This window comes from Novosphingobium sp. PY1, from assembly GCF_017312445.1.
Lineage (GTDB): Bacteria > Pseudomonadota > Alphaproteobacteria > Sphingomonadales > Sphingomonadaceae > Novosphingobium.
On record NZ_BLTI01000007.1, the window covers coordinates 275,109 to 288,849 of the forward strand.

Annotated in this window: 9 protein-coding genes; 6 read left to right on the plus strand and 3 right to left on the minus strand. The window is 62.1% G+C overall.

All coding sequences use genetic code 11. The features are described from left to right. Positions 1–121: 121 nt before the first annotated feature. The 4 genes from J3474_RS11105 to J3474_RS11120 all read left to right on the plus strand — a co-directional run bounded on the left by J3474_RS11105 (position 122) and on the right by J3474_RS11120 (position 7,220). Entirely contained in the window at positions 122–3,154 is a 3,033-nt protein-coding gene (locus J3474_RS11105; protein ID WP_207094223.1) for a TonB-dependent receptor domain-containing protein, read from the plus strand. A 90-nt stretch (positions 3,155–3,244) separates the two neighbouring features. Further along, on the plus strand, positions 3,245–4,414 hold the full coding sequence (locus J3474_RS11110; RefSeq protein ID WP_207094224.1) for a pyridoxal phosphate-dependent aminotransferase: 1,170 nt from the start codon (positions 3,245–3,247) through the stop codon (positions 4,412–4,414). After that, the gene (locus tag J3474_RS11115) at positions 4,411–5,931 is read left to right on the plus strand and encodes a septum formation initiator (protein WP_242528353.1); all 1,521 of its coding nucleotides are present in this window, start codon (positions 4,411–4,413) and stop codon (positions 5,929–5,931) included. The genes J3474_RS11110 and J3474_RS11115 overlap by 4 nt, the downstream gene beginning before the upstream one ends. Beyond that, positions 5,928–7,220, plus strand: a complete 1,293-nt coding sequence (locus J3474_RS11120; protein ID WP_207094225.1) for an APC family permease — start codon at positions 5,928–5,930, stop codon at positions 7,218–7,220. Before J3474_RS11115 ends, J3474_RS11120 begins: the two co-directional genes overlap by 4 nt. Before the next feature lie 52 nt (positions 7,221–7,272). On the opposite strand, the gene J3474_RS11125 is transcribed toward J3474_RS11120, so the two are convergent. Together J3474_RS11125 and J3474_RS11130 are read right to left on the minus strand one after the other, a co-directional pair. Next, positions 7,273–9,363: an amidohydrolase family protein gene (locus J3474_RS11125; protein ID WP_207094227.1), complete on the minus strand. Its 2,091-nt coding sequence runs from the start codon at positions 9,361–9,363 to the stop codon at positions 7,273–7,275. Next, positions 9,363–10,331, minus strand: coding sequence for an ornithine cyclodeaminase family protein (locus tag J3474_RS11130; protein ID WP_242528354.1), 969 nt, complete (start codon positions 10,329–10,331; stop codon positions 9,363–9,365). The genes J3474_RS11125 and J3474_RS11130 overlap by 1 nt, the downstream gene beginning before the upstream one ends. Positions 10,332–10,475: 144 nt before the next feature. On the opposite strand from J3474_RS11130, the gene J3474_RS22715 reads away from it, so the two are divergent. Further along, positions 10,476–10,955: an Lrp/AsnC family transcriptional regulator gene (locus J3474_RS22715; RefSeq protein WP_232512287.1), complete on the plus strand. Its 480-nt coding sequence runs from the start codon at positions 10,476–10,478 to the stop codon at positions 10,953–10,955. An 85-nt stretch (positions 10,956–11,040) separates the two neighbouring features. Further along, the gene (locus J3474_RS11140; protein WP_242528355.1) at positions 11,041–12,747 is read left to right on the plus strand and encodes a peptidase M61; all 1,707 of its coding nucleotides are present in this window, start codon (positions 11,041–11,043) and stop codon (positions 12,745–12,747) included. Positions 12,748–12,757: 10 nt separating this feature from the next. On the opposite strand, the gene J3474_RS11145 is transcribed toward J3474_RS11140, so the two are convergent. Further along, positions 12,758–13,729, minus strand: coding sequence for a spore coat U domain-containing protein (locus J3474_RS11145; RefSeq protein ID WP_242528356.1), 972 nt, complete (start codon positions 13,727–13,729; stop codon positions 12,758–12,760). Between the last annotated feature and the right edge of the window lie 12 nt (positions 13,730–13,741).

Genomic DNA, 13,741 nt, shown 5'->3' on the forward strand with positions numbered 1-13,741 from the left:
CGATTGCACAATGCACAGGCGCCTCACCTGAAGCGCAAGTTCGCAACATACTGCCTCACGATCTCGATTACTCTGCTTCCCAGACAAGCCGTATTGCAGGCGGAACATGAGGGGTAGTTCGATGATCAGCAGGGAGTCTCAAGTCCGCAACCATAGCGCCGGGGTAACCGCGTTACTGGTCTCCACCGCGACAGCCGCATGGCTTGCGGGCGCCGCGCCCGCATTTGCCCAGGACATCGCTCCGGCAACCGTCGCCAGCGACGATGCTGGCGAGATCGTCGTTACCGGTTCGCGCATCCGCCGCGACCGTGCGGAAGAGAGCGCCCCGCTCGACATCGTCGACGCACAGGTCATCTCCGATCGCGGCTACACGAGCGCTTCCCAGGCCCTCAATCAGCTCACCTCCAACAGCCCCATGCTTGCACAGGCCGACGGCAGTGGGGAAGGCAGCGGTTCGGGCCAGCAATATCCGAATCTCTTCGGTCTGGGCACCGGTCGCACGCTGACCTTGCTCAACGGCCGCCGTATGGTCACCACATCTGCGGCCACCGGACAAGGCGACGCGCAGGTCGATGCCAACATCATCCCGCTCGGTCTGCTCGAGCGCGTCGAAGTAGTCCAGGGCGGCGGCGCTGCCGTCTATGGCTCGGATGCGATTTCGGGCGTCGTGAACTATGTCCTCAAGCAGGACTTTGAAGGAATCGAGCTCGACGCGCAAAACGGCATATCGTCGCGCGGCGACTATCACACCTACAGCTTGCGCGGCACGGCGGGCACCAATTTCGCCGAGAACCGCGGCAATATCGCGATCGACCTGAATTACGCGAAGTCCCCGCTCCTGCGTTACGACGCGCGTCCGCTTTCCGCGCTGGGTCGACTGACTGTCACCAATCCCGACGATACCGGACCCAACGACGGCATACCCTCGCGCGAAGAGCTGCTCGACGCGCACTTCTGGGAATTCAATTCGAACGGTGTCGTTTTCAATGCGCCCGCGCCGTTTACCAGCTTCTTGACGCAATTGAACGGAACGCCGCTGCAGTTCGATTCCAGCGGCGACCTCGTGCCCTTCGATCCAGGCAGCCAGGTCGGCATCCCATTCTCCAGCGGCGGCGATGGCTTTGCCTACAACAATCTGGTCGGCCTGCGCACGGGGCTGGAACGCTTCACCGGCAACGTCATCGCCCATTACGACCTGACCGATGCCATTACCCTGCGTACCGAGTTGCTCTACGCCCATACAGAGGGAACCGAACTGCCGCAGGGCCAGAGCCGCACGATCCTGAACTACGGCACATACGCCGGGCCGGTGATCTTCACGATCAACAATCCCTATCTCAGCGATTCCGCGAAGGCGACGCTATCGGCCGCCAGCCCGGGCTTTGCCTTCGGGGCGCCCCTGTTCCTGTCGAAGTACTTCTACGACCTGACGCCCGACAACGTCCAGACCTACAAGACCGACACATACCGGGCGCTCCTCGGCGCCGACGGTGATTTTTCGGTCGGCGATCGCGACTTCTACTGGTCGGTCTCGGGCAGCTACGCGCGGGTCAAAGGTTCGCAGCGCCGCTGGGAAGTCGACAATGCAAAGTACAGCAACGCCATCAATGCAGTGCTCTCCGGCGGCGATATAGTCTGTGCCATCAACGCCGACGCCGATGCCACCAACGACGACCCCTCGTGCGCGCCGATCAATCCTTTCGGCAATGGCAATGTCAGCGCCGAGGCGCAGAACTACGTCAGCGTTCGCGCCGGGCTCGACTACGTCAATGAGCAGGTGGACATGCTTGCGACATTCGGCGGAGACCTGTTCTTCCTCCCCGCCGGCGCCGCAAAGTTCAGCGTGGCCTATGAGCACCGCGACGAAAAGGCACGCTACACGCCGCTCGCCGCTAACCAGCAGGGACTGTTCGGCGGTGGCACTATGGAAGTCGGCCAGTCTGCCGGCTACAACACCGACGAGATTTCCGCCGAACTCCTGATCCCGCTGGTCGACAGGGCAATGGACGTTCCCATCGTCAAGATGCTCGAGGCCAGCGCCGCGGGCCGACTGGTCGACAACTCCATCGCAGGCAAGGAACAGGTCTGGGATCTGGGGATGCGCTGGCAGCCGGTCGACGGCATAACCCTGCGGGTCTCGCGCAGCCGCAATTTCCGGGCACCGACACTGGCTCAGTTGTTCGCTCCATCATCGACCCAGCTCGGCTCCGTCGGCGCGGACCCTTGCGATTCGGACCGCATCACCAGCGGCCCCAATCCTTCCGTGCGCTACGCCAACTGCCTCGCCCTGTTCGAGGCCAACCCGAACTACGGCGTTGAGTTCGACGGCACCAATGCGGGCTTGAGCGCGGCGGACCGCCTCGCCAACTTCCAGGACCCGGCCGAAAACTTCGAGCGCGCGACGATTACCACGGGAGGCAATCCGAACCTGCGTAATGAGGTCTCGGACACCTTCACTTACGGTATCGTCCTCCAACCGGCATTCATTCCCGGACTGACGATCAGCGCCGACCGCATCGAGATCGATCTGAAGGACGGCCTATCGTCCTTCATCACCTCGGACTTCACGGCCACCTGCTACGACAATACCGACCCCGATCCCGCCGTCTGCAATGCCTTCACCAGGCTTGCAGCTTCGGATGGCGTCAGCCCCGGCGGCACCATCGTTACCGGCACTTCCACGACATTCAACGCAGGCGTCGTCAAGTACCGCGGCGAAGTCTATGCGCTCGACTACGTCTTCATGCCGGGCGACCTGGGCACCATCCACCTCGGCGTGAATGCGACGCACAATACGCTGCTGACCACTTCGGTAACCGGCGAGACCTTCACGCGCACCGACAACACCTATCTCAAGCCGACCTGGGAAGGTCGCTTCAACCTCGACTGGACCAAGGGGCCCGTCAAGGTGAGCTATCAGGCCTACTATCTGGATTCGACGAGGGCCGATTACTACGCGACGATCGAGAACAATCCCAATCCGCGGCTCGACAACAACCTGACTCACTCGATCTCGATGCAGTGGGACACGGGACGCATGACCTTCCGCGCCGGCATCGACAACTTCACCGACAAGCAGCCTTCCTACCCGCAGATTGCCTATGGCGACATCCTGGGACGTCGCTTCTGGGTGGGTGCAAAGCTGAAGATGTAACGGGCTGGCGGCGCCGGGCCCCCTCTCCTCCCAACGCCCGGCGTCGCCTTGATCGACTCACTCCCAATCTATCCGGCAGATACGAGCACAATGGCGGCAAGCCCTTCCCCCCAACCCAATACGTCATATGCCCGGTGGATCAGGGAATCGATCGTCCGCAACAGCAACTCGCGCAATCTGCTCGTAAGCCTGTTCGAAAGCTCGGTACCGGAACCCACGGCACTGCTGCGCGAGGTCATTCTCGAAGGTTTCGAGAAGAAAGTGACCTCACGCTACACAAGCACTTTCGTGCGCGGAAACCCCTACCTTGTCGCTGCGCTGGCGCAGGAATACGGCGTCGGCGAAGACCAGGTTCTGACCACGACCGGCGCGACCGGTGCGCTATCATTGATCTACCGCGCACTTCTGAGGCCCAGCGATCGCATTCTGGTCGAAAATCCGTGTTTCGATCTTTTCGAAAACCTCGCTGCGGCGACCGGCAATCCAGTCGACATCTTCGAGCGCACCGCCCCCGACTTCGCCATCGATCCGCGGACTCTGGAAGCAGCGATCGGGCCCGATACGCGGCTCGTGGTGCTCTCCAATCTGCACAATCCCTCCGGTACACCGATCGCGTCCGAAGTTCTCAGCGCGCTTGCCGGCATCGCCGAGAGGCGCAAGGTCGTATTCGTATTCGACGAAGTCTACGGCCCTTATGCCGGGGCACACTTCACCCCGGCTGCGTCACAGGGTATTTCTGGGCGGTTTCTCTCCGTCAGCAGCGTGACCAAGATCTATGGTCTGAGCACACTGCGCTGCGGCTGGATAGTCGGCGATGCGGCCATCATCGCACCGATCCGTGACCTGGCGAGCGAAGTCGAATTCGCGATATCGAACCTTGCCCACTGCATTGCCGCGCTGGTTATCGAAGATCCCGTCGACTTTCGCGAGAACACGTTTTCGGTTCTTGCCCAGGCCCGGCCGATCATCGAATCCTACCACGATCACTGGCGCGCGCTCGGGCTGGTCGAAGGTGCATTGCCCGAACATGGTTGCATCGCGTTTCCGCGCCTTGTCGGTATCGCGGACACCCTCGGCTTTTCGCGCTGGCTTTCCGACCGCTGCGGCGTTCTGGTCGCGCCCGGTGAGTACTTTGGCGCGCCAGGCCATGTCCGCCTCGGCTTCGCGATGGAACCTTCGCGACTGGACTATGGGCTTCAGGCGCTTACGGACAGTCTCCTGACACACCGCGAGCAGAACCGGACGAAGCACAAGACATGATCAAGGCATCACTGCATCCCTCGGGTCGCACCGAGCCAGCGCGGCGGATCATGCCTGCGTTCGCCGCGCTGGCAACAATTGCAATGATTTGCGGATCGCTGACGGTTCGGGCGCAAGAACCTCAGTCCGGCGAGATCCTGCTCGATACGCAGGTCAAACCGGCGGGCTTCGCAAGGACGCTCGATGTAGAGATCGGAACCTACCCAGTCTCTGCAGGCCCCGGGTCAGCCCCCGCCACGGCTGGGTATCTCTCGTATAGCCGAAAGAAAGCTGCGGCCCGACGTCCGGTCATCTTCGCCTTCAACGGCGGTCCAGGCGCATCCTCCGCCTATCTGCAGATGGGGCTGCTCGGGCCTTCGCTCGCGCATCTCGCGCAAGATCCGGCAGCAGGTGCGAATGCACCGCTCGGTTCCGTGACCGGGCCGGCGGCGATCTACGACCTGGCAGACGTCGTCTTCATCGATCCGCCGGGCACGGGCTTTTCGACCCGTCCGGAAGGCCCCGCATTCAGCCCTTACATGTCGGTCGAAGGCGACGCGGCGGCGGCGGCCGACCTGGTTCGCCAGTGGCTTGAAAGTCATGGTCGGCGCGATGCCCCGATCTATCTGCTAGGCGAAAGCTACGGCACGATCCGCGCCGTCGCCATGCTCGATGCCTTGGACAAGCTTGGCCTCTCCGGGAACATGCGTGGCATCGTCCTCCTGGGTCAGGCACTCAACATGATCGAGACCTCGCAGCGTCCCGACAACATCGTCACATATGCCGTCTCGCTGCCCACGCTCGCTGCCATCGCCTGCTATCACGGCAAGGTGAAAGCGCCCTGCACCGCCGAGACGATCACGGCCGAAGCCGCGCTTTTCGCTCGCAACGAATACCTGCCTGCCCTGTACCGGGGGCGAGACCTTCCGCAGACCGATCGCGCGCGTCTGGCCCAGCGCCTTGAAGATCTGACGGGCATTCCCGGCGCATTCTATCTGGCGCACGACCTGCGCATTTCCAAGGAGCGCTTCCGCGTCGAACTGCTTCGTGCCGAGGGAGAAGTAACCGGGCGTTACGACGCACGATACCTTGCCAAACGTCCCGACGGCGTGGCGACCTTCATGCCGGGCGATCCCGCTTCATCGATTTCCGATGCCTACCAGAATGCCATGCTCCAGTATGTTTCCGGGTCCCTGCACATTCCGGGCGCGGATCGATACAAGGTGATCGCGCGCTTCGAGGGCGACTGGAGCTATGGTAGCGCCGATTCACCCTTTGCCGACTGGCCGTTCATGTCCGTCGTGGAAAGACATGCACAGACCAACGCGTGCCTTCGTCTCTTCGTCGGCACCGGCATATACGACACCACCACGACGATCGGCGCTGCGGACTATCTCTTCGCGCAGTCCAGCCTTCCGCAAGATCGCTATCGCAACGAGCGCTATGCGGGCGGGCACGTGTTCTATTCCGATGACCACAGCCGCGTGCGCTTCCAGTCCGATCTTGCCGCCTTCATTGGGGCGGATACCTGCCGGTGAGCGCCCCCGAACACACCTTGCGCAAGGGAATCGGCCTTTGGGGCGTAGTTTCCATGGGTCTGGGCACTGCCGTCGGGGTATCGATCTTCTCGGCGATTTCCCCTGCCGCCGCGCTTGCCGGACCCGGGATGCTCCTCGCAGTCGTGGTCGCCGCCCTGCCGATGTACCTGATCGCGGTGAGTTACGCATTCCTCGGCTCTGCCGACCCCGTTTCGGGTGCAAGCTTCGTCTGGCCCTCGCGGTACCTGCATCCAGGCCTCGGCTTCTTCATCGCGTGGATGCGCATTATCGCCAACATGGGGGCAATGGTCGTGCTGGCCCTCGTCCTTGTGAGCTATGTCTCGATGCTTGTCCCACTGCCGGTCAAGCCAACCATGTTCGCAGTCCTGGTCCTCGCCCTGCTTGCCAACCTGTTCGGCGTTCACATCGCGGCTCGCGCACAGACACTGATGATCGGCGCACTCGTCATTCTCTTTGCGCTTTTCGCGCTCTGGGGCGGCATCGCCGCTGCCGAACCGGCCCGGCTCGAGCCGTTCCTTCCCCATGGCATCCATGGTGCGATTGCCGCCGCTCCGCTGCTCATGGGCCTGTTCTTCGGGATCGAAGCAGCCACCGAAGCCGGCTCGGAGGTCGCTGAAGGGCGACGCAACATTCCCCTGGGCATCGCCCTGGCCATCGGTTCGGCAACGCTGCTCTACACTGCAGTCGCCTTCGTCGCCCTGACGGTCATGGGTGCCGAACCGCTTGCAGCCAGCCAGGCGCCGATCCTGGACGTGGCAAAGCGCTTCATGGGACCGCTGGCCATCCCGGTGATCGTCGTCGCTGCCATCGTCGCAATCGGCACGAGCCTGAACGCCATCTTCACGATGTTCAGCCGCAGCCTCTTCGCGATGGCACAGGCCGGCGTGCTGCCACGCGCCCTGGCCCGCATACACCCGCGCTGGCAGGTGCCTCACATCGCCTTGCTCGCGGTATTCGCGATTGGATGCGCAGGACTGCTCCTGCCCATGGAACTTACCTTCCTGTTCCTGGCGGTCAACATTCCCAACCTCGTCAAATACGCAAGCATCTGCCTTTGCGCCTTGCGCGTTGCCCGCGGCCATCCCGAGCTGCATGCCAGCGCCAGTTTCCGCCCGTCGCGTCAACGCATGACCGCGCTTGCCGGAGCCGGTGCAATCTGCGCCGCAGCCCTCGTACTGGTCGGGTTTGAAGCCGATTGGCGGCCCTATGCGCTTCTGCTGGTCTGGGGCTTGCTGGGCGCTGCCTGGTACCGGCTTCGGCGCAATTAAAAGCCCGGCAGCATGGGGGCGCACAAGGCCGCCCCCTACCGGCCTCTCCTTCTCAGAACGCGAAGTCCTCATGCGCTTCGGCGCCCTGTCCGTGAATCAGGGCCACTGGCTTGGGTGCGATCTGTGGCACCACGATCTTCGGCGGCGCGGCGAAGGGCGTAACGCCGACTTCACTCCAGATCTCTGATGGATAGTAGATCGTTCCGCCCTTCACCACCATCGCCATGCGATGCAATGCGCTCATGTCGGCAAGCGGATTGCCGTCGAGCAGAACGAAGTCGGCGTACTTTCCCTTTTCTACCGAACCGAAGGACTGATCGCGGTGCAGGTACCGATCCGCGCCCAGCGTCCCGATGCGCAGAACATCGGCAGGCGCAATACCCGCCTCGGCATAGATCTGAAGCTCGCGGTGCACTGAAAGGCCTGTCGCGTCGTCGGTCCCAGGAAGCAACGTGATTCCCCGCTTGTACAAGTCGAGCAGGAGTGCCTTGATCGTGGCGAAAGCTCCGTCATAGTCGGCCGCATCCTGCGGCGTATGGATCGGCGCGATGCCCTGCCGGCGATTGCGCTGCACACCGACCGGAAGGTGATCGAAATAGCCTGCGACGGACGGATTGATCTTGCCGTTACGCGCCCGCATGAGCAATTCCAGCGTCACCGCTGTCGGATCAAGCGCGATGTGCTTGGCCTGCATAGCGTCCAGTGTCCGCGTCACCCGCGGCGAATTGAGGTCGAGACCCGCAGTCCGGCGCATGGCAGTGAGACGCAGGGGCGTGCGCGTGTCCTCTTCGGGCTTGAGCACCCAGCCGAGCATCAGCTGGTTGATGTGGGTCACCTCGTCATAGCCAGCCGCGATCATAGCATCGGCGTTGGTGAATGCGGGAATATGCCCGGTGACACCCAGTCCCAGCTTTTTGGCCTCTTTCACAACCGCCGGCACCCATTCGGGATGAAAGCTGTTGTAGATCTTGATCTGCCAGTAGCCGCGAGCCCCGTACCAGCGCACGGCGTCCAACGCCTCGGCCTCGTTGTCGGCGATAAAGCCGTTGCGTGAGGAATAGGGGCTGCGCCCTTCCAGAAAGCCGTTGCGAATGATGTGCGGCCCAGCCACTTCGCCCTTGTCGATGCGGCTTGTCAGATCGAGCAGAAAGCCATTTTCATTGCCCATGTCGCGCACTGAAGTCACACCCGAGGCAATATAAAGCAGGGCTGACTGCAGCGACACGTGCGCGTGCATGTCATGCAGGCCGGGAATGATGGTACGGCCTTCGCCCTCCACCAGCGCTTCTTCGGGCGACGGCGGGCTATCCAGTGGCTCGACCGAAGCGATGCGGTCCTTGAATACGACCACCGAAACCGGATCACCCAGCTTGCCGCTCGCCGGATCGAAAACCCGCACGTTACGGATGCGGATCGGCATCTCGTAATTATGGGCTACCTTCTGCTGGATCGCCGCATACCGCCGGGCCGACCGCGTAGCCGCGATAGTGCCGAGTTCCTGCGCGAATGACGCAAGGTTCTCCCGCACGGTGACATGCGTTGGCGAATAGGCAGCGATCAATCGATCCTGATCGTCAAGAAGGATCGCGCTCGGCGTCAGCCCGATGCCCTTGATCAGGTAGGAACGATAGCTCGTACCTCCCAGGGTGACGGGCGCTTCTTGCTCAAGTGACAGCCCTCCCCCCGGCGCCGCCGGTAAGGAATGGTCCGCATCAGCCAGCAGCGCGCGGGCATATATCCCCAGCGAGAACGGACTGCCTTCCTGTGCTACGTATAGTGTCGGCTCCTTGACCTGCATCGAACCCTTGCCGGTCGTATCCGTCCAGGTCAGCAGCTTGCCCTTCGCCACGAACTGCTCGTCGACCTTGTTGCCGAATAGCGAAGTCCCCTGAAGCGTCCAGCCTTGCGGCAATCCGTTGTCGTCGAGGACGATCGTCTCGTGCATGGTGGGCCCGCGCCCATTGCTTTTGACGTCGTGGTCGATGGCGATCGTCTTGCCATCGATGTCGGCAAAGACGTGCCCGACATTTTCGCCGTTGTCGATGACGGCGAAGCGCTGCTCCTCGGCGTGGAGGGCACTGGCACTCAGGGCGATGACGGAACTGGCAAGCAGGCGCAGGGCGGCAGGACGGTTGAATTTCATCAGATCTGGTTCCGTTTTGCGTAAGACGTATAGATGTGGGCTGCGGCCGCGAGATCCTGAACTGCATGGCCGAGCGACTTGTAGGCCGTGATCTCCCGATCGTTGCGACGCCCCGGGACGAGGCCAAGGAGGACTTCGCCGATCTCCGCGACGATGTGCTCGTCCCCGACCACGCCGGCAGCCTTGGCTTCGAGAAACTCCGCGGCAGCATCGAGGGCGGACGCCCGGCTGTCGGCAATGAAGCGCGAAGCCGCAACCAGCGCGCTGTCCACTTCGACCGGGCCCGGTCCGCTGGATCCCACGATGTTGACGTGGGTTCCGGGCTGCAGCCACTCACCCAGCAGGATCGGCGTTCGCGCGCCGGTCAACGTACAGATCACGTCCGCCTCGCCCACGGCGGCCTCGACAGCGCCTGCCGGCTCCACCGGCAGACTGGAGGACCAGTCATCGATCACGGCGTGCACCTTCGTCTCGTCGCGTCCCCAGATGAGGATGCGCTCGAAGTCACGCACAAGCGGCATCGCATGGAGGTGGGAATGAACCTGCCCGCCGGTTCCCATCAACAACAGAACCTTGGAATTGCTTCGGGCCAGAGCTTCGGTCGCCACCGCCGTCGCCGCCGCAGTGCGGATGTGCGTTATCTCTTCAGCATCGGCAACGCAGACGGGCTTGCCCTCGACCGGCTCGAACATGGTCACGAGGCCACGATGGCGGCGCACGCCGGGATTGTCCGTCTCGGCGAAGACGCTGATCATTTTGGCCCCGAACATGCCGTCATCCGCCAGGGCACCGGGCATCTGTGCAAAGGTTCGTCCTTCGCCCATGTGGATCATCGTCCGCAGCAGTTGCCGGGTTGCTCCACGCGAAAGAGCCTTCATGGCCTCGCGCACGACGCCGATGCACGAAGGATAATCGAGCAGGGCGCGCACGTCTTCGACATCGAAGACCGCCAGTTCACTGCGTTTCATAATCCGGCCACCCTTCCGATCTTCAAAGTTTCGTCTCCGAGCATCAGTGATAGCGTCTGTCACGGGAATATTTCACGCTTTGTTGCGCTGCCGGCCCGGTCCGTGGCATGTTCAAGCCAACAAGGACCATTAGGGAGCATAATTTTGCCAGGCGAATTGGACCGGCTCGACATGAAAATCCTCGATCGCCTGCAGATCGACGCATCGGAATCATCGAGCGAAATCGCCGATCGCGTCGGCCTGTCCCAGTCGCCGTGCTGGCGACGCATGCAGCGTCTGAAGGAGGAAGGCTACGTCCGGCACACCGTCGCAATTCTCGATCGCGAGAAGTTCGGCGAAAGCATGTTCATCTTCGCCCAGCTCAAGATGTCCCGGCTTTCGGACGAGGAACGCGACCGCTTCGTCCATGCCATCGAGGCGATCCCGGAAATTCTCGAAGCCTACACCCTGTTCGGCGAACTCGACGTCATGCTCAAGGTTCTCGCACCCAATATCGGATGGTACCAGAATTTCACCTTCCGCACGCTGCTTCGCTTGCCAGGTGTGGAGGACGTACGCTCAACGGCGACGCTGTCCGAACTCAAGTGTACCCACCGCCTGCCCTTGCCCTCGCTACCCGCTTGATCTGCGCATAATTGATGCACAAGCGTAGCGAATTACGGCAAAGATTGCACAGACTGTTGGCCGCTGTGCCTGATAGCCTGCTTTCATGAAACAGTTTAGCTTCGGCCTTACCACGTTCACCGCAACGCTGCTGACCGCGATGCCCGCTTTTGCAGCCCGCGCCGAGCAAGCGACAGATCTCTCGATCTGGCTTACCCCGGTCGCGGGGGAGGGAGGCGCGCTTACCCGGCTCGACGTCGCCATCCGCTTCGAACATCCGCAAGAAGATGCTGCGCTGGCAAGCATGGCAGTGAGCGCGAACACGGTGGAGACATCAGCCAACGCCATGGCAGGGCTGGCCTTCAGTGACACCCGCGGCCCGATCCCCGTTGGCGTACAGGACAGCAAGTCCGATGACGACAATACGCAGCGCATATGGACGGCGCAGCGCGCGATTGCAGGGCCTGTAACCGTCGCCTATCGGGTCACCATCGATCCTGGGCAGCCGGAACTGGCGCGTCCCCAATACGAACTTCGCGCCAGCGACGGGGGCCTCTCTGGTGCAGGCAATGCCTTCCTGATCCTTCCGGCCGATAACATAGCACGGAATGTGTCCGTCCACTGGAACCTCTCTCGCGCAGGTTCGGTGGCCAAGGGCGTGTCCAGCCTCGGCCCCGGAGACAGTCATTCGAGTAGGCCACTGCGTACCGAACAGGTCGCATCAAGCTACTACATGGCCGGCAAAGTCGGAACGTTCGCCCGCGACGCTTTCTTCGGCACATGGCAGGGACAATTCAGCTTCGATGGCACTCAGCTGATGGACTGGGCGGCCCGCCTGCAGAAGTTCTACGCGAAGTTTTTCGATCAGCAGCCTGCCAGTTTCGGCGTTTTCGCGCGGACCAACCACCTGAACCCCGGCAGCGGCATCGGGCTGACCGACAGCTTTGCCTTCACGTTCAGCGAAAAAACGACGCTGGAGGATCTCGAAAGCCTGCTCGCTCACGAGATGGTCCATTCGTGGATCAACTCCCTCAGCAATTCGATGGACGCTCCCCGCGGCCTCGGACTCTCCTGGTTCGGCGAAGGCCTCGCCGTCCATTACCAGCGCTTGCTGCCTTACCGCGCCGGCCTGATCAGCAGGCAGGCTTTCCTCGACGACCTCAATTCCACGGCGGGGAGATACTACACCAATGCCATGATCGGCACACCCAACGACGATATCCCCGCCGGTTTCTGGAAGGACACACGCATACGCGTGCTGCCCTATGATCGCGGGTCTCTCTACTTCGCCACTGTCGATGCGCAGATCAAAGCTGCATCGCGCGGAGATCGTTCACTGGACGACATGGTCCGCGAGATGCTGGCCGAGCGCCGCGCCGGTCGCCCCATGGATCTGGCCCTATGGAAAAAGTTGCTGGCCAGGGAACTTGGCGCGAAAGGTCTGTCGCAGTTCGACGCGATGTTGGGCGGAGCAACAATATTGCCGCCCTCCGACGCCTTCGGCCCCTGCTTCGAGCGCGTGACGAAGCCCCTGCGCCGGTTCGATCTCGGGTTCGATCCGTTGGTCCTGTCGACTTCGGAACGCATCGTCACTGGCCTGAAGACGGGCTCGGCTGCCGAGGCAGCAGGGCTGCGCAATGGCGACCGGATACTCAATCGCTTTCCGCAAGACGCCATGCAGGCGAACCAGAATGCGATTTTGACCCTGCAGATCGAACGGGACGGCAGGCAATTCGAAGTTACCTACAAGCCGCGCGGCGAAACAGTCGAGGCCTATCAGTGGCAGGCAATACCTGCTTGTTCGTCAAACTGACCGAAACCGCCTAGAACTCGACATCGACCGTCAAGGTGTCGGTGTAGGTGCCGGGCGGCGGCGTCGACTGGCCGCTCAGGATTTCCGCACGGTAGGTATAGGTCTGATCCGTGGCTCCTGTATAGGTCCCGGCATTGGTCGTTGCCTCCCCGCTGCTGCGGCGTTCCGTTCCCAGGTGGCCCCAACGACTGGTTGAACCTTGCGGATAGTAGATCTCGTAGGCGATGTAGCTACCGGCATTTGCAAGACGCCGGGTGCCTGAGTAGTTCTGCCCATCGTCGATGCCCACCGTATAGGATGCATCTTTGGTACAGCGGATCGTAATTGTCTGGGCAACCGGATCGAAGCTGCCGACAAAGGCCGCACTTCCGAAGTCGGCGGTGGGCGCGGACAGGACGCAATCTGCGCTGACGGTCATAGTCACCGTGAGCGTGCTGGAAGTCGCTCCATCGTCGTAAATGCAAAGCGTGACTGCACCGGCCGAGCACAGGTGCCATGTCCAGTCTAGGGCAATCGTGCTGGTATAGGTCCCTGCAGCCACCTGGGTTCCGGCCTGCGTGCGTATGTAGATCGGCAGGGTGCCGCCGGTCGCATTAAACAGACCAAGAATGCCCAGGAATGTCGTGCTGCTCCATGTAATCGTGCTGCCTACGGCGTAAGTCGCACTGCAGGAGGAATCCTTGCAGATATCATAGCGAATGGAATCGCCGGTCGTCGCATCGCGGAGCCGAGGCTGCGTCCCCTGACTGTTGGTCGCGCTGGCGATCGTGGCGGTAATCGTATTGGTCGAGACAATCGACAGGAGGCTGCCGGTGCACGAAAATCCGGTCGCTCCGCCTGCCGTCTGTGCTGCGGACGCGACAGTGAAGGAACTGGCGCTGCCAAGGTTGACCGATCCCGAGGTCGCCGAGCAGGCAGCGCGCGCAGCGTCGGGAACGGCAACCCAATACAGCATCGCAAGCAGCACAAGGGCGGTCCGCATGGTAAGACGCAA